The organism is Streptomyces sp. SID5464, from assembly GCF_009862985.1.
GTDB classification, from domain to species: Bacteria; Actinomycetota; Actinomycetes; order Streptomycetales; family Streptomycetaceae; genus Streptomyces; species Streptomyces chartreusis_D.
Genome location: NZ_WWIQ01000075.1, coordinates 33,709 through 48,876 on the forward strand (window position 1 = coordinate 33,709; position 15,168 = coordinate 48,876).

The following is a 15,168-nucleotide window of genomic DNA, read 5'->3' on the forward strand; positions in this document are numbered from 1 at the left end:
GCCTCCTGGACACAGTCTCCTCAGATGTCCGACCGGGACGCATCCGGAAACTCATCGCTTACCGGGCGGACAGCGGGGCACGTGCCCTCCGCCCGGCCAGGGGCGGGGTCACCCCGTAGGCCGCCGGCCTCTGCGGCGCAGCCAGCCCAGGAGGCCGTGGGATGGAGGGCGCTGTGGGGCCGGTACGTGTGGGGCCGGTTCCGGGGCCGGGCGTGGTGCCGGGTGTTGCCTGCGGGCCGTTTCCATCGTGTGGGCGAGGTCCGCACGGAACCAGGCCACTTCGTCCGGCTCGCTCGCCGTCATGAGCTTCTGGGCCCGCTCGGCGGTGGGGGAGCCGGGCGCGCCGTGGGCCGGGAGCCTGGGGCGGCAGCGGTCCAGGTGGTCGCGCTCGTGCGGGTCCTCGACGACGTCCGCCACGTCGGCCGGGTCGAGGAGACTGGCGACGGCCGCCGCATGCGCCCACGGGTCGTCTCCCGCCTGCCGCAGCAGGAACCCGCTGTGCCGTCCCCGCCAGTTGCGGGGCCGCCGGTCCAGCTTCGCCTTCAGCCCTTCCCGCACTTCCGGGGGCATGCGGCCGGTCAGCAGCCGGGCGTTGCTCTCCTCGGCCGCGAACTGCCGTAGTTCCTCGGCGAGATAGAGCCAGACGACGGTGCGGTAGCGGTTCAGATGGAACCGTACGGGCACGAGCAGGCCGAAGCGCGCGAGACTGGTGAACCTGGTGGGCGTCACGTCCATGATCTCGGCGCCCTCATGGGTGCCCGCGGTGGCGACGCGCTCGCGCAGTGCGTCCGGGAAGCCGTCCCCGGCGCGCAGCCGGTCGATCTCGGCGCGGGCGACCCGCCGGCCTCCGCCTCCCTCGTCGGGGACGGTCCGGATGAGTCCGAGATTCACCGCCAGGTCGAACTCGCCGCGCTTGAGGTCGAGTTCGCGGGCGGCCCGGCTCGGGGCACAGGTGAGGCGGTCGGATTTCGCGATGGTGCCTGCCATGGTCGGTCTCCCCCGTGGAGCAAGCGGCTCACGCCGTGTGCGGTCGCCGTGAAAAAACCGTAGCCGCTTCGGCGAATCTCGTGGCGAGCCTGTGGATAACTCCACGAGGGAGGGCGACGCGCAGGTCAGGCCTCTGTTTCCGGTTTCTGTTCGGGCTGGCGCGCATCCACGTCGAGGTGCTCGCCGACCCGGTTGACCAGAAGGGTCATCTCGTATGCGATCTGGCCGATGTCTGCCTCCGCGCCGCTGAGGACGCACAGACAACTGCCCGTGCCGGCCGCGGTGACGAAGAGCACCGCGTCGTCGAACTCGATCATCGTCTGGCGTACGCTGCCCGCGCCGAAGTGCCGTCCCGAGCCCTTGGCCAGGCTGTGCAGTCCGGACGACACGGCCGCGAGGTGCTCCGCGTCCTCGCGGCGCAGTCCGGTGCTCGCCCCTGTCACCAGGCCGTCGTTGGACAGGACCAGTGCGTGCCGCACCTGGTGGACGCGCTCGGTCAGGTCGTCCAGCAGCCAGTCCAGTCCCTGGTTCTGCGCCATGTTCCGATCTCCCCGTTTTCTCCCCGTGCGACTCTCCTCCTGGCCGGAGGATCTCCACGCCAGCCTTCCCCACGACCGCTGTCGGGGCAAGGAGGATGGGAGCCATGGCAGAGAAGATGACCGACGCGCAATGGCGGGAGTTCGTTTCCTACGGCACCCGCACCGGAAAGCTCTCCACGGTCCGGGCCGACGGCAGCCCGCACGTGACCCCGATCTGGTTCGTCCTGGACGGTGACGAGCTGGTGTTCAACACCGGTAAGAACAGCGTGAAGGGGCGCAACCTCATCCGTGACGGCCGGGTCGCCCTGTGTGTGGACGACGACCGGCCGCCGTACTCCTTCGTGGTCGTGCGGGGCCGCGCCCGTGTGTCGGAGGACCTCGACGAGATACGGCACTGGGCCACCCGCATCGGCGCCCGGTACATGGGCGAGGAACGCGCCGAGGAGTTCGGCGCCCGCAACGGCGTCCCGGGCGAACTCCTCGTCCGAGTCGCCATCGACAGGGTCCTGGCGGAGCGGGACGTCGCGGACTGACCGCGGGGCTCGTGCCCGGCGGTCATCCGACCGAGTCGAGGAGCCGGGCGGTGTGCATCCGCCCGGCGTACTCGACGAGCCGGATCAGCACCTCCTTCCCCGAGTCGCGGTCACGGGCATCGCACAGCACCACGGGCGTCCCTCGGTCGAGGTCGAGGGCGCGTGAGACGTCCGGCGCGCCGTGCCGCCGGGCGCCCGCGAAGCAGTTGACGGCCACCACGAACGGGATGCGCCGGTGCTCGAAGTAGTCGACCGCGGGGAAGCAGTCCTCCAGGCGACGGGTGTCCGCGAGGACGACGGCGCCGAGCGCCCCTTGCGACAACTCGTCCCACAGGAACCAGAACCGGTCCTGGCCCGGCGTGCCGAAGAGGTACAGGGAGAGGCCGGAGCGGATGGTGATGCGTCCGAAGTCCATGGCGACGGTCGTGGTGGTCTTGTGGTCCACGCCGTCGGTGTCGTCCACCAACTGGCCGGCTTCGCTGAGCAGTTCCTCGGTGCGCAGCGGCCGGATCTCGCTGACGGCGCCCACCAGGGTGGTCTTGCCCACGCCGAACCCGCCGGCGACCAGAATCTTCAACGCCAGTGCGGCGGTCTCGCCGCCGGTGGCGTCGGAGTGCTCGGAGACCATTGATCACTTCTCTCGGGTGTGCCGGCAAGGGGTCAGGTGAGGAGGTGGGTGGTGTGCGTGCATCTACAGTGCCCTCAGTCCTGCGATCACCTCGCGCAGAATGCGCTCGTCGGGTAGTTGTGCCGGCGGCACGGGGCGGCTGACGGTGACGCAGCCGAGTTCCAGGAGGTCGCCGAGGAGGACCCGGACGACGCCCACGGGCAGGTCGGCCCCCGCGGCGAGTTCGGCGACCGACTGGGTCTCCGTACGGCACAGGTCGAGAAGGTTGCGGTGTTCCGGACCCAGCGGGGCGTCGTCCACGCCGGGTGCGGCCGGGTCCAGCGTGACCAGGGCGATCAGGTCGAACCGGACGCCGGTGGGGCCGGGCCGGGTGCGTCCGCCCGTCATGGCGTAGGGGCGGACGAGAGGACCGGCCTCGTTGTCGTACCACTGGCTGCCCTGCTCGGCCGGTGTGCCCGTCATGTCCTCGGTCATCTGCGCGGACCGCCCTCTCGGTTCATCCGGCGGCGGGTGGCCGGGCCCCGACACGGGGCGCCGTGCCGAGATGCTCGCCGACGCGTTTGACCAAGCGGGCCATCTCGTAGGCCACCAGGCCGATGTCGGCGGTCACGGCGGTGAGCAGGGCGAGGCAGGAGCCGTCGCCCGCGGCGGCCACGAACAGGAAGCCCTCGTCCATCTCCACCATGGTCTGGCGGACACCGCCGGCTCCGAAGTGCCGCCCGGCTCCCTTGGCGAGGCTGTGGAAGCCCGAGGCGACCGCGGCGAGGTGTTCGGCGTCCTCGCGGCGGAGGTCGGTCGAGGCGCCCACGGCGAGGCCGTCGTTGGACAGCACCACGGCGTGCCGTATCTCGCTCACGCGGAGCACCAGATCGTCAAGCAGCCAGTCGAGTTCGCCGGAACTCCGTGCGGATTGCGTGCTCGGGTCCTGGATCATGCGGGGTCTCCTTCGCTGCTGTCGCTGCCCGTCGGGCCGGGGGTGGTTCCGCGGCCGGGTTGCCTGCCGCCACCGCGTGCCCAGCCGGCGCGGTACGCCGCCATGCGGTCCCGGACGGCCTCGGGCGTGCGTTCGTCGTCCCGGGGTGCGGGCGAGGGCGGCGGCTCCTCGGGGCGCCCCTCGCGCAGTTGGGGTGCGAGGCTGGCCTGCCGTACGCGACGCGGAAGGTCGTCGGAGTCTTCGGGCTGTTCGTGGGGCCGGTGCAGTCGCAAGGTGGCGACTCCTGGGGGTGGGGTGTGGCTCGGGGTCTCGGCGACGGCCGGGACGGGAGCCACCAGGGCGCGCCGACCGGACGGTGCCGGGACGGCGTCGGGGGCGGTGTCCTGATGCGGGAGGTCGTCGGGCAGGCGGGCGTGGGCGCGTTCCTCGGGCTGCCGCGCGTGCACCGCTTCACCGTCGGAACGTTCCGCAGCCCCGGTGTGCAGCAGTGCGGTGGGCACCAGGACGACCGCCGTGGTGCCGCCGTACGGCGAGGTCCTCAGGTGGACCTTGACGCCGTGCCGGGCGGCGAGCCTGCTGACCACGAACAGGCCGAGCCGGTCGCTGTCGAACAGGTCGAGTGCCTCGGACTGCTCGATGCGGCGGTTGGCCTCGGCGAGGGTTTCCTTGCCCATGCCGAGGCCGCGGTCCTCGACCTCGACGGCGTAGCCGTTGCCGACGGGTTCGCCGGTGACGCGCACGCGCGTGTGGGGTGGCGAGAACTGTGCGGCGTTCTCGATGATCTCGGCCAGGAGGTGCGTGAGGTCGGCCACGGCCGCGCCGACGACGGCCGCCTCGGGCAGTTGCCGTACCTCCACGCGCGCGTAGTCCTCCACTTCGGAGACGGCCGCGCGGACCACGTTGGTCAGGGAGACGGGCATGCGCCAGGCCCGGCCGGGGGCCGCTCCGGAGAGGATGATCAGGCTCTCGGCGTGGCGCCGCATGCGGGTGGTGAGGTGGTCGAGGCGGAAGAGGTCGCTCAGCTCGTTCGGGTCGTCGGAGCGGCGTTCCATGCTGTCGAGGAGGCTCAGCTGCCGGTGGACGAGGATCTGGCTGCGGCGGGCGAGGTTGACGAAGACGCCGGAGATGCCGCTGGCGAGTTCGGCGCGCTCGACGGCGGCCCGCAGCGCGGCCCGGTGGACGGTGCCGAGGGCCTCGGCGACCTGCCCGGTCTCGTCCTCGGCGGCCGGTCCCCGCGGTGCCTCGGCACGGATGTCGATCTCCTCGCCCGCGCGCAGTCTCCGCATGGCCTCGGGGAGTTTGCGCCGGGCGATCTCCAGGGCGCTGTTGCGCAGGCTCACGAGCTCCACCACGAGGCCGCGTCCGATGCGTACCGAGATGACGAGCGAGGCGGCGACGGCGGCGAGGCCGAGCAGGACGGCCGCGCCGGCCGGCGTGAGCAGTCCCCGGGTGAACGGGTCGGCCCGGTCCGCGACGCCTCGTGCGGCGTCGTCCTCGATCGTGCGCATGCCGTTCTGCACGCGCGCGTGGGCGGTGTTCCAGGTGCTTTCCGGTGCCGCCTCGATCGCCTTGGCGCCCGGTCCGCCGGCGAGGATCCCGTCCTCGGCGTCGCCCAGCCCGGCGTAGGCGCTGCTGTCGGCGAGGGCGTTCCACGCGGAGCGTTCGGTGCCGCGCAGGTCGGCGACCGCCGACTCGGTCAGGGTGCGGCGCAGTTCGACGGCGCCGGTGAAGAGCCTGAGCCGCTCCCCCGTCAGCGTTCCGGACAGGCGGGCGCTCGCCAGGAGTGCGTCCTCCCGGGCCAGCGCCTCGCCGGCGCGGGAGAATTCGAGCAGCACCCGCGCGTCGGAGCCGAGGTCGGCGTCCTGGATGCCGGTGAGGGCACCGCCGACGCCGAGAGCCTCCGAGATGGTCCGGGTGTAGCGGCTGTACGTCTCGGCCCAGCCCGCACGCCCCTCCCGCACCTCGGTCCGTAGCGGACGCAGTTGTCCGGCACCCGTGACGAACGCCTCCAGCCGGCGGGCGACTCCGGCGGGCAGCTCCTCGCTGTCGGCGACGGTGCTGTCCTCGCCGAGCCGCAGTTTCGCGACGGCCCGGTCGGTGCGCCGGGCGAGTTCCTCCAGCTCGTCGGTCGCTGCGGCGGAGGGGTCGGTGGCGTGGCGTACGGCGGCCGCGCGTTCGGCCTGGAGGGCGCTGATCGCGGCGGAGACGGGGGCGCGGACCATGGCGTCCACGCGCTGGACCTGCCGGAGCCGGGAGACGTCCTGGGCGGTGGTGACGGTGGCGTGGGCCCACAGGGCCAGGAGGGAGACGACCGGCACCATCAGCAGGCAGACGATCTTGGCGCGCACGGTACGGGGGCGTATGTGCCAGCCCCCCGCCCGCGTGGCCGCTCCGTCCGGTGCGGCTCCCGAGGGGGCCTCGCCGCCCTCGTCGGCCGGTGGTCCGGCGTGCGCGCGGCGACCGCGCACGGGCGGGGGCGGCGCCTCGGCGCCGGCCGTGGGGGGCCTACGGGGTGTACGCATGGACTCCTCGCTCGGGGGTGGTTCGGGGGCGTGCCGCCCGGTCTCGGACGCGCCGTCCAGGCCGCAGGGCGTGCCGCCCGGGCTGCCGCTGGGCCGCGTGCCCGGCTAACGGGCGATGTTCTCGACGGGCCGCTGGGCCGACGCGGACGCCTCGCGCTCCCCCGCCGTCGGCGACAGCGCGACGAAGGCGGAGGTCAGGAAGAGGTAGGACCCGAGGCCGACGGCGAGGGGGAAGATGAACTGCATCGCCGTGGCCCCGGGCAGTGCCTCCCCGGAGGGCGTCACGCGCACGCTCACCGCGAACATCCCGGTGTAGTGCATGCTGCTGACGGCCGCGCCCATGATCAGGGAGGCGATGGTGACCGCGACGGGCGACTTGATGTTGAGCGCCGCCCACAGCGCAGCCGTCGCGGCGACGACGGCGATCAGGACGGAGAGCCCGACGAGCACCGGGTCAAAGGTCACGTCGCCGTGCAGGCGGACGGCCGCCATGCCCAGGTAGTGCATGCTCGCGACGCCGAGGCCGGTGGTGAGCCCGCCGATCAGCAGGGCCCGGCCGCGGTCCCGGCCGTAGCCCACGGCGAAGACGCCGGCGCAGACGACGACCATGGCGACGAGCAGGCTCAGCAGGGTGAGCGGCACGTCGTAGCGGATATCGGTGCCGGCGACGCTGAAACCGAGCATGGCCACGAAGTGCATGGTCCAGATGCCGGTGCCGATCGCCGAGGCGGCGGTGACGAGCCAGTTGCGGCGCGAGCGCCCGGTGGTGGCGAGCGCGCGGACGGTGCAGCGCAGTCCGAGCGCCGCGCCTGTGCAGGCCATCACGTACGACAGCGCGGGGGTCAGCCACCCCAGGGCGGCGTGGTCCAGGTGTCCCATGGCCCAGGGACGCTAGACCCGGCAGGGGCGCGCGAAGGGGGCGCATTTCGAAAGGTGTTGGAATATGACGCAAGGATGTACCGGAACGATCGGGTCACGCTCGAACGTGTGCACTGAGGCGTCATCCGTGCCGGTGAGGAATCATGCCGTGCATGAGCGACGACCAGACGCGTGTCCAGGAGTTCTTCACCGCCCGCGCCGCCGACTGGGACAGCCGGTTCCCCGACGACGGTCCGGCCTACGCGGCCGCGGTCGCCGAACTCGGACTGCGCGCCGGCGACCGCGTGCTCGACGCGGGGTGCGGCACCGGACGCGCCCTGCCGCCGCTGCGCGCCGCCGTGGGGCCCTCGGGAGTGGTGCTCGGAGCCGATCTGACCCCGGCCATGCTGCGGGAGGCTGTGCGGGCGGGACGAGACCGTGACGGGGCGTTGCTGCTCACGGACGTCGCCGCGTTGCCGCTGCGCTCACACTCGCTGGACGCCGTGTTCGGGGCGGGCCTGATCTCGCACCTGCGGAGTCCGGCCGAGAACCTGCGGGAGCTGGCGCGGGTGGTGCGTCCCGGTGGTGTGCTCGCGCTGTTCCACCCGATCGGCAGGGCGGCCCTGGCCGCACGCCACGGCCGCCCGCTCACCCCGGACGACCTGCGCGCCGAGTCCAATCTCAGGCCACTGCTGGCGGGTTCGGGATGGCGCATGACGTCGTACGTCGACGAGGAATCCCGCTTCCTGGCGCTCGCCGTCCGCGAGGACTGAGCAGCAGCGCCACCCAGCCGCGTCACTCGGCCTCGGCGTCCGACGCCGCCACGTGCCGCACGGGACAGCCCCGGACGCCCGGCACCGGGCGCGTGCCCAGGTCGGCGAGCCGGTACCCGTACGGGTAGCCCTTGATCTCCCGGTTCTGCCGGGCGAAGTGCGGGGCGCGCCGGGGCGGCAGCAGCCGGACGGCACGGCCCCGCAGCCGTACCGCGCGCCGCACCCACGCGCGCGTGGCGGCGCTCGGCGGGGTGTAGCGGAAGGCGCGCAGCAGCGAGTCGTCGAGCAGCGCGAGGGTCGCGGTGCGCAGCAGCGGCGCGAGCGGGCGCGGGTACCAGGAGGACATCAGGTCGAGCGTGGCGTCCGAGACCCACCGGGCCTGCTCGTCCCAGGCGAAGTGGGCCGCCTCGTAGCTGTCGAGGCAGGTCTCGAACTCCTCGTAGGTCTCGGGGATGTCCTTGATGCCCATGTGCCGGCCCAGCGTGCGGTGGTGGACGACACTGGCGACGATCTCGTGGCGCGACATCCTGCGCCACCCGTAGGAGTCGATCCACCGTTTGGGCATCACGACGAACGTGCAGAGCACGTAGCGCATGTCGTCGTCGCTGATGTCGTAGCTGCGGTGCATCTGGTTGATGCGGCGGATCGCGGTCCTGCCCTGGTCGCTGCCGAAGCCGTGCTCGACCACGGCGTCCAGGAGCAGCGACGTGTCGTCGTAGCGCTTCTGCGTCCGCTCCGTGAGCTCCGCCGTCTCGGCGAGCAGCCGGCCGATGCTCGGGACGGCGTAGGTGCGGTACAAAGCCAGCTCCAGGGCACGGGTGAAGTCCCACGGGAACTCGTACGCCACGCTCAGCCGATAGATCTCCGTGGCCTCCCGGTACGGGTCCATCCGCCGTATCTGTTCCAGCCGTGCGAAGCGCTTCACAGTGCCCGTCCCCCTTCTGCCACCGGATCTGTAACTTTACGTTGGTGTCCGGGAGATGACCGGCACGCGCGACATCCGCGCAGGGGGAAGGTGGTCAGCATGTGGGGCAAGGTCCGGAAGGCCGGCGGCAGAGTCGCTCATGCCTTGCGCACGGAGACGAAGACCGGCGGGGACGAACGTCCACACAATCTTTTCGAGGCGGCCGCGGCCTATGTCACGGCGAACGCTGAGGACGACCAGGAACGGGCCGACGAGGCGGCCGGCTGGGTGTCGCCCGAGGCGCTGTCGTTCGGGGTGAACGAGCTGGCCTGCCGGGCCGTCGTCGCGCTCGCGCGGGAACGCGGCGAGTCGCCCCGGACCGTGGCCCGTGAGTTGCTGGGGCTGCCCGCGGAGTGACGCGCCCGGCCGGGACGGCCGATTCGCCCCGTCCGCCGGAAAACGGCAGCTCCACGTGCTCGCGGGGGCAGTGACAAGGGGCTTCCGCGCGCACTAGGGTGCGCGCCGGTGGACGAACCGATGGGGAGGCTGGGATGGCCGGGACGGACGAGGACACCGTCGCCGCCGCGGACGATGCGCTCTATGTGCTCACGGCGGTACTGCTGACGCCGGCGAAGTTCCCGAGCGTGCTGGGCGACGACTATCCGGAGGCGTGCGCGGCACTCGGCCTCGCGCCGCTCGCCGACGGGTACGGGCTGGTGCTCGGTCAGGACGGCGACGGCGCCCGGTGGACCGTGGTCATCGACGACGTCTCTCTGGTGGCCGTCGCGATCGCGTCCTGGGACTGCGGGATGGAGTACGAGCTGTCGCCCGACGAGCGCACGGTCGTCGCGGCGCTGCCCGGCTGGCCCCTCGCGGTCGCCGTCGCGGCGCCCGGAGTGCCCGCCCCGCACGATCCCGGCCCGGAGGCCGACGACCGTCCCCCGCTTGCTCCGCCGGACACCACCGTCTGGGGCCCCGCCCAGCGGCGCCTGGGCGCGGACGAGATAGCGCTTCAGTGGGCGATGTGGCGGGAACAGGTCGACGACTCGGCCTTCCCCGCCCCGGGGTCGTCGGCGGCATCGGGCGAGGCCGGCGCTGCGGCCGAGGGTCCGGGGGGAGGCGGGGAGAACGGGCAGCCGGGCCACAGCGGCATCCGGCGCGTCCTCGCGGAGGCCCGCACCTACATCGACTCGCCGCCGCCGCTCGGCCGGGTCCGGTCGTCGTTCGCGCCGGGTGAGGCGCGGACCCTGCGGGCCGACGGTCCCGGCTGGTCGCTCGTGGCCAGGACCGACGACATCGCCTTCGTGCTGCTCGACGAGGAACCCGGCGAGGTCCTGCCGGTGGGGCGGGGGCCGGAGCTGCCGGGTCTTCTCGAGGCCCTCGACAAGATGGCCGTACGGCCGAACTGAGCCCGTGGGCCGTACCGCCGAACCGAACCGGTGCAGCCTTCGGCCGCACCGGTCGTCAGCCCGTCAACGGCCCAGTTCCTTGCGGGTGGCGCGGCGCAGCCTGCGCCGCTGCGAGGGGTCCAGAGTGAGATACGCGGCGGCCGGGACTCCCAGGATGATCAGGAGCGATGCCCACCAGGGCAGCCAGATCAACAGGATGAGCCCGACTGCCACACCACCTGCGGCGATCTTGGCGTTCTTGGACATGGTGTCGCCTCCTCCGCGGCCACTGCCGCTCTCTGTCTCGAAAACGGGCCCGCGCTTGCGACGGTTCCGGACCGCGACCCTGAGACATCCCTGAGGCGCTACCCTTACGCACCCCTGAGACCTCCATGGTGACCCAGCTCACAGTCAAGTCATACCCAGGGGTTGCGGAAAGTGCTGTACCCTCGGCGACTCCGACTCCGCTAGTCAAATTTGAGGAATCAGCCATAGCCGAGTATCAGACTCTCCCGGCACCCTCCTCCGACTTCTCCGAACTCGCCCACTGCTGCGCTGTCTTCCTGCCCGGCGACCCGGCCCGCACGGGCAGCGTCGCCTTCTGGCGGCCGGACGGCGAGGAGCCTCCGGCCATGGCATCGGCCACGGCGCCGGTGTCCGTCACCGACCTGACCGTCATCGTTCCCGGCGTCGAAGGCGTCGAGCCGCGGAGCGTGTCCGCCGTCCTGATGCCGGTGCGCACCGCCCTGCCGTCCCTCATGCGCGCGCGTACCGGCGCTCGGGGGCACCGGTCCAGCGTGTTCTGGGGCGCGGCGGCCGCGCAAGCCCTGCACCTCGTGGCGCGCGGACTGCTGCTGCCGGGGCTGTCCCCGGGCGACCACGACGCCTGGCGCACGGGCCCGCTGCGCGCCCAGGACGTCGAGGACGTCCGCCGCCTGGCCGCCGCGATGCCGCCCGAGGCGCACGCCGTCCCACTGGCGGGCGCCGGGCCGCTGCGGCTGCCCGACCCGGAGCGGCTGCTGCGCGCCTTCCTCGACGCGGTCGCCGACACCCTGCCCCGCTCCCCCGCCGCGCCGCTGGTCACCGGCGGCCCCGCCTACGCGTCGCCCGAGCCGGTGCGCCTGCCCGAGCAGCGCGCGTGGGCCGCCGACGTCGCCGCGGGCCACGACGCGGGAGTGCGGCTGTCGCTGCGGATCGAGGCGGACGGCCTGGCGGACGCGGCGGACCACGACGCGGACGTGACGTTCCGGGCCGTGCTCCAGGTGCACGGCGTGAGCGACCCCGCGCTCGTCGCGGACGCCGCGGACGTCTGGGCCGGCGCCAGGGGCGAGGCCTTCGGTCCCCGCGCGCGGATGGACGCCCTGCTCGCGCTGCGCCGCGCGGCCCGGGCCTGGGGGCCGCTGGCGCCCCTGCTGTCGGCGACCGTGCCGGAGGCGGTCGAGCTCGCCGACGAGGAGGTCACCGAGCTGCTCGGGGCAGGCGCCCGGGCGCTGGCGGCGGCCGGAGTGGACGTGCACTGGCCGAAGGGGCTGACCCGTGAGTTCGCCACGCGCGCGGAGGTAGGGCCTCCCGACGAAGAGCCGGAGTCCGGCCAGGCCTTCGCGACCATGCCGTCGTTCCTGTCCGCCGACGCGCTGCTCGCCTTCGACTGGTCGTTCGCACTGGGCGACCGGCGGCTGAGCCGGGAAGAGCTGGACCGGCTCGCCGAGGCCAAGCGCCCCGTGGTGCGGCTGCGCGACCAGTGGGTCCTGATCGACCCTCAGGAGGTCCGCCTGGCCCGCTCCCGGCAGGACCACAAGGTGACGCCGGTGGACGCGCTGGGCGCAGCCCTGACGGGCTGGGCGGAGGTGGACGGCCGCCGGGTCGAGGTGCGGCCCACCGGGTGGCTGGCGGCCCTGCGGGAGCGGCTCGCGGACCCCGAGGCGCAGCAGCCCGTGGAGCAGCCGACTGCCCTCGCCGCCACCCTGCGGGACTACCAGCGGCGGGGCCTGAACTGGCTCGCCGGCATGACCTCGCTGGGCCTCGGCTGCTGCCTCGCCGACGACATGGGGCTCGGCAAGACGATCACGCTGATCGCCCTGCACCTGCACCGGCAGACCGACGCCCGGTCGGCCGGGCCCACCCTGGTGGTCTGCCCGACGTCCCTGATGGGCAACTGGCAGCGGGAGATCGAGCGGTTCGCGCCCGGCACACCCGTGCGGCGCTTCCACGGCGCGCGGCGCGGCCTCGACGACCTGGTCGACGGGGAGTTCGTGCTCACCACGTACGGCACGATGCGCCTGGACGCGCCCCGGCTCGCCGAGGTGCCGTGGGGCATGCTCGTGGCGGACGAGGCCCAGCACGTGAAGAACCCGCACTCCTCGACCGCGCGGGCCCTGCGTTCCATCGGCGCACGCGCGCGCGTGGCGCTCACCGGCACGCCGGTGGAGAACAACCTCTCGGAGCTGTGGGCGATCCTCGACTGGACCACTCCGGGGTTGCTGGGCCGGCTCGGCACCTTCCGCAGGCGGTACGCGGAGGCCGTCGAGGGCGGTCAGGACCCGGCGGCGGCCGACCGGCTGGCCCGGCTCGTACGGCCGTTCCTGCTGCGCCGCCGCAAGTCGGACCCGGGGATCGCGCCCGAGTTGCCGCCGAAGACGGAGACCGATCACGCGGTGTCGCTCACCCAGGAGCAGGCAGCCCTGTACGAGGCCGTGGTGCGGGAGGCGCTCGCGGAGATCGCCGGCGCGGACAGCATGGCGCGGCGCGGACTGATCGTGAAGCTGCTGACCGGCCTCAAGCAGGTCTGCAACCACCCGGCGCAGTACCTCAAGGAGGAGCGGCCGGTGATCGCCGGACGGTCCGGGAAGCTGGAGCTGCTGGACGAACTGCTCGACACGATCCTCGCCGAGGAGGCGGGCGCGCTCGTCTTCACCCAGTACGTGCAGATGGCCCGCCTCCTCGAACGGCACCTGGCCGCCCGGGGCACGCCCTCGCAGTTCCTGCACGGCGGAACGCCCGTCGCCGAACGCGAGGCCATGGTGCGGCGCTTCCAGGACGGTGAAGTGCCCGTGTTCCTGCTGTCGCTGAAGGCGGCGGGAACCGGCCTGAACCTCACCCGGGCCGAGCACGTCGTGCACTACGACCGCTGGTGGAACCCGGCCGTCGAGGCCCAGGCGACCGACCGGGCCCACCGCATCGGCCAGACCCGGCCCGTGCAGGTGCACCGGATCGTCGCCGAGGGGACCATCGAGGACCGCATCGCCGAACTGCTGGCCCGCAAGCGGGAGCTGGCGGACGCGGTCCTGGGCTCCGGCGAGGCAGCCCTCACGGAGCTGACGGACGCGGAACTGGCGGATCTGGTCGAACTGCGAGGGGGCCTGCGATGACTCGGCACGACGGTGACAGGGAGCGCACGTTCGCCGCGCTGCCGCCCGAGCGCGGGCGGGGATTCGCACAGACCTGGTGGGGCCAGGCCTGGTTGAAGGCGCTGGAGGACACGGCACTTGACTCGGCGCAGCTCAGGACGGGCCGCCGGCTCGCGCGCGCGGGGGCGGTCGGCGCGGTGTCGGTGCGCCCGGGGCGGCTCACAGCCGTCGTCCAGGACCGCGACCGCACGGCACACCGGGCCGACGTCCTGCTGGAGGAACTCCCATCCGGACAGTGGGACCGCTTCCTGGACATGGCCGTCGAGCGGGCCGGTCACGTGGCGGCGCTGCTGGACCGTGAGATGCCGCCGCACCTGGTCGAGGACGCGGCGGCCGCGGGCGTCGAACTGCTGCCGGGCCTGGGCGACCTGGAGCCGGAGTGCGGCTGCGGAGCCTGGGACCACTGCGGGCACACGGCGGCGCTCTGCTACCAGGTGGCACGCCTGCTGGACCAGGACCCCTTCGTCCTGCTCCTGATGCGGGGACGCGACGAAGCCACCCTGCTGGACGACCTCCAGTCGCGCGGCGGCGCGTCCGTCACGGCGCGTTCCGGCCAGGAGGGCGTGGACGCGGCCGAGGCGTTGGCCGCCGGCGACATCCTGCCTCCGCTGCCGCCCCTGCCCGAACTCCCCGGCGAGCCGGGGGTGCCGCCGTCCCTGGACACCGAGACGCCGCCCGCTGCGGGCATCGACCCGGCCGCGCTGGAGTTCCTGGCCGCGCGGACCGCGGTACAGGCCCACCGCCTGCTCGCCGAGGCACTCCGGGGCACTTCCGAACGACGCCCCGACGCGGACCCGACCGTCTCGGAAGACGCCGTTCGGCTGGCCGCGGGCGACCCAGGGCAGGCGGTGGCGGACCGTCTCGCCGACGGGTCGGGACGCGGCCGGGAGGGGCTGGCGGTGGCGGTCCGGGCCTGGCGCCACGGCGGTACGGCCGCGTTGTCCGTGCTCGACGAGGAGTGGCAGGCGGAGGGCGAGACGCTCGCACGCGCGCGTGCCGCCCTGGAGTCGGCCTGGGAGGCGGAGGAGCGGCCGGAGCTGCGGGCGCGGGGCAACCGCTGGACGGTCGTCGGCGCAGGAGTCCAGCTGCGCCTCGGCCGGGACGGCCGGTGGTGGCCGTACCACAAGGAGCGCGGCCACTGGCTGCCCTCGGGAGGCGCCGCGCAGGATCCGGCGACGGCGCTGGCGTCGGCGGTGCTCGCCGCCGGAGACGGAGCCGCGCCGAGCTCAGGGCAGTAGCTCGCCGGTGTCCAGGGACGGCAGGAGCGATTCGAGATCGCTGGGCAGATCGCTCGGCAGCCGGCTGGGAAAGCCCGACGGCAGCCGGGTCGGCAGGTTGCTCGGCAACTCGGTGGGCAGCTCCGTGGGGATGTTGTAGGACGGGGCTGGGCTGCGGCTGGTGCTCTCGGCAGGCGGCTCCGGGTCCGGCGAGTCGTCGCTTCCCCTGGCCATCAGCACCACCAAGGACACGGCTGCGACGGCCGCGAGCAGGACGAGCAGGACGAGCAGGGGATTCCGGCGCCGGGGAGGCCCGGGCGGATGAGGCGGTACGGGTGGCATGGCCATACCGACCAGAGTCGCCGTGCCCCGCTCAAGGCGGGAGGGGCGCACGGGAGTTGATACGGGCTCATGGCCTGGATCGCATGATTCCGGAGCAATACGGGCCCGTTGGCCGGTCACGCACCCCGTGACCGGC

Annotated in this window: 16 protein-coding genes; 6 read left to right on the top strand and 10 right to left on the bottom strand. The window is 73.4% G+C overall.

Translation table 11 applies throughout. The features are described 5' to 3' along the window. Positions 1–108: 108 nt before the first annotated feature. Positions 109–987, bottom strand: coding sequence for a DUF6397 family protein (locus tag GTY47_RS36390; protein WP_010040956.1), 879 nt, complete (start codon positions 985–987; stop codon positions 109–111). 125 nt (positions 988–1,112) lie between these two features. Then, positions 1,113–1,526 (bottom strand): roadblock/LC7 domain-containing protein, encoded by a 414-nt coding sequence (locus GTY47_RS36395; protein ID WP_010040958.1) that lies wholly within the window; start codon positions 1,524–1,526, stop codon positions 1,113–1,115. Positions 1,527–1,630: 104 nt separating this feature from the next. On the opposite strand from GTY47_RS36395, the gene GTY47_RS36400 reads away from it, so the two are divergent. Continuing rightward, positions 1,631–2,059 (top strand): PPOX class F420-dependent oxidoreductase, encoded by a 429-nt coding sequence (locus tag GTY47_RS36400; RefSeq protein ID WP_010040960.1) that lies wholly within the window; start codon positions 1,631–1,633, stop codon positions 2,057–2,059. 22 nt (positions 2,060–2,081) lie between these two features. Here the strand turns inward: GTY47_RS36400 and GTY47_RS36405 are convergent, their stop codons facing one another. From GTY47_RS36405 to GTY47_RS36425, 5 genes are all read right to left on the bottom strand, one after another. Continuing rightward, positions 2,082–2,687, bottom strand: coding sequence for an ATP/GTP-binding protein (locus GTY47_RS36405; protein ID WP_010040962.1), 606 nt, complete (start codon positions 2,685–2,687; stop codon positions 2,082–2,084). A gap of 63 nt (positions 2,688–2,750) precedes the next feature. Further along, complete coding sequence (locus GTY47_RS36410; protein WP_010040964.1) at positions 2,751–3,161, bottom strand: DUF742 domain-containing protein; 411 nt, start codon at positions 3,159–3,161, stop codon at positions 2,751–2,753. A 22-nt stretch (positions 3,162–3,183) separates the two neighbouring features. Beyond that, entirely contained in the window at positions 3,184–3,621 is a 438-nt protein-coding gene (locus GTY47_RS36415) for a roadblock/LC7 domain-containing protein (RefSeq protein ID WP_010040967.1), read from the bottom strand. Beyond that, positions 3,618–6,143 (bottom strand): nitrate- and nitrite sensing domain-containing protein, encoded by a 2,526-nt coding sequence (locus tag GTY47_RS36420; protein WP_029181247.1) that lies wholly within the window; start codon positions 6,141–6,143, stop codon positions 3,618–3,620. The genes GTY47_RS36415 and GTY47_RS36420 overlap by 4 nt, the downstream gene beginning before the upstream one ends. A gap of 105 nt (positions 6,144–6,248) precedes the next feature. Continuing rightward, on the bottom strand, positions 6,249–7,022 hold the full coding sequence (locus tag GTY47_RS36425; RefSeq protein WP_010040970.1) for an MHYT domain-containing protein: 774 nt from the start codon (positions 7,020–7,022) through the stop codon (positions 6,249–6,251). A gap of 152 nt (positions 7,023–7,174) precedes the next feature. Here GTY47_RS36425 and GTY47_RS36430 point away from each other — a divergent pair, with 152 nt between their 5' ends. Further along, a complete protein-coding gene (locus tag GTY47_RS36430; RefSeq protein WP_010040971.1) occupies positions 7,175–7,774 on the top strand; it encodes a class I SAM-dependent methyltransferase in 600 nt (199 codons plus the stop codon). Between the two features lie 22 nt (positions 7,775–7,796). Here GTY47_RS36430 and GTY47_RS36435 read toward each other — a convergent pair whose 3' ends face one another. Next, on the bottom strand, positions 7,797–8,699 hold the full coding sequence (locus GTY47_RS36435; protein ID WP_010040972.1) for an oxygenase MpaB family protein: 903 nt from the start codon (positions 8,697–8,699) through the stop codon (positions 7,797–7,799). Positions 8,700–8,798: 99 nt separating this feature from the next. Between GTY47_RS36435 and GTY47_RS36440 the strand changes: the two genes are divergently transcribed. Both GTY47_RS36440 and GTY47_RS36445 read left to right on the top strand, forming a co-directional pair. Then, the gene (locus tag GTY47_RS36440; RefSeq protein WP_010040973.1) at positions 8,799–9,095 is read left to right on the top strand and encodes a hypothetical protein; all 297 of its coding nucleotides are present in this window, start codon (positions 8,799–8,801) and stop codon (positions 9,093–9,095) included. A 134-nt stretch (positions 9,096–9,229) separates the two neighbouring features. Beyond that, the gene (locus GTY47_RS36445; RefSeq protein ID WP_010040975.1) at positions 9,230–10,087 is read left to right on the top strand and encodes a hypothetical protein; all 858 of its coding nucleotides are present in this window, start codon (positions 9,230–9,232) and stop codon (positions 10,085–10,087) included. A gap of 63 nt (positions 10,088–10,150) precedes the next feature. On the opposite strand, the gene GTY47_RS36450 is transcribed toward GTY47_RS36445, so the two are convergent. After that, positions 10,151–10,333, bottom strand: coding sequence for a hypothetical protein (locus tag GTY47_RS36450; RefSeq protein ID WP_010040978.1), 183 nt, complete (start codon positions 10,331–10,333; stop codon positions 10,151–10,153). A 365-nt stretch (positions 10,334–10,698) separates the two neighbouring features. Here GTY47_RS36450 and GTY47_RS36455 point away from each other — a divergent pair, with 365 nt between their 5' ends. Continuing rightward, positions 10,699–13,434 (top strand): DEAD/DEAH box helicase, encoded by a 2,736-nt coding sequence (locus GTY47_RS36455; RefSeq protein WP_010040980.1) that lies wholly within the window; start codon positions 10,699–10,701, stop codon positions 13,432–13,434. Then, a complete protein-coding gene (locus tag GTY47_RS36460) occupies positions 13,431–14,711 on the top strand; it encodes a hypothetical protein (protein WP_010040983.1) in 1,281 nt (426 codons plus the stop codon). The genes GTY47_RS36455 and GTY47_RS36460 overlap by 4 nt, the downstream gene beginning before the upstream one ends. Here the strand turns inward: GTY47_RS36460 and GTY47_RS36465 are convergent. Then, the gene (locus GTY47_RS36465; RefSeq protein WP_010040985.1) at positions 14,700–15,038 is read right to left on the bottom strand and encodes a hypothetical protein; all 339 of its coding nucleotides are present in this window, start codon (positions 15,036–15,038) and stop codon (positions 14,700–14,702) included. The genes GTY47_RS36460 and GTY47_RS36465 overlap by 12 nt on opposite strands. Positions 15,039–15,168 lie beyond the last annotated feature (130 nt).

Bases quoted from the DNA above. Each gene is read 5' to 3' on its own strand.
- GTY47_RS36450 (WP_010040978.1), bottom strand. From the start codon at position 10,333: ATGTCCAAGAACGCCAAGATCGCCGCAGGTGGTGTGGCAGTCGGGCTC.
- GTY47_RS36465 (WP_010040985.1), bottom strand. From the start codon at position 15,038: ATGGCCATGCCACCCGTACCGCCTCATCCGCCCGGGCCTCCCCGGCGC.
- GTY47_RS36440 (WP_010040973.1), top strand. From the start codon at position 8,799: ATGTGGGGCAAGGTCCGGAAGGCCGGCGGCAGAGTCGCTCATGCCTTG.
- GTY47_RS36430 (WP_010040971.1), top strand. From the start codon at position 7,175: ATGAGCGACGACCAGACGCGTGTCCAGGAGTTCTTCACCGCCCGCGCC.
- GTY47_RS36395 (WP_010040958.1), bottom strand. From the start codon at position 1,526: ATGGCGCAGAACCAGGGACTGGACTGGCTGCTGGACGACCTGACCGAG.
- GTY47_RS36400 (WP_010040960.1), top strand. From the start codon at position 1,631: ATGGCAGAGAAGATGACCGACGCGCAATGGCGGGAGTTCGTTTCCTAC.
- GTY47_RS36390 (WP_010040956.1), bottom strand. From the start codon at position 987: ATGGCAGGCACCATCGCGAAATCCGACCGCCTCACCTGTGCCCCGAGC.
- GTY47_RS36460 (WP_010040983.1), top strand. From the start codon at position 13,431: ATGACTCGGCACGACGGTGACAGGGAGCGCACGTTCGCCGCGCTGCCG.
- GTY47_RS36420 (WP_029181247.1), bottom strand. From the start codon at position 6,143: ATGCGTACACCCCGTAGGCCCCCCACGGCCGGCGCCGAGGCGCCGCCC.
- GTY47_RS36455 (WP_010040980.1), top strand. From the start codon at position 10,699: ATGGCATCGGCCACGGCGCCGGTGTCCGTCACCGACCTGACCGTCATC.
- GTY47_RS36410 (WP_010040964.1), bottom strand. From the start codon at position 3,161: ATGACCGAGGACATGACGGGCACACCGGCCGAGCAGGGCAGCCAGTGG.
- GTY47_RS36445 (WP_010040975.1), top strand. From the start codon at position 9,230: ATGGCCGGGACGGACGAGGACACCGTCGCCGCCGCGGACGATGCGCTC.
- GTY47_RS36405 (WP_010040962.1), bottom strand. From the start codon at position 2,687: ATGGTCTCCGAGCACTCCGACGCCACCGGCGGCGAGACCGCCGCACTG.
- GTY47_RS36415 (WP_010040967.1), bottom strand. From the start codon at position 3,621: ATGATCCAGGACCCGAGCACGCAATCCGCACGGAGTTCCGGCGAACTC.
- GTY47_RS36425 (WP_010040970.1), bottom strand. From the start codon at position 7,022: ATGGGACACCTGGACCACGCCGCCCTGGGGTGGCTGACCCCCGCGCTG.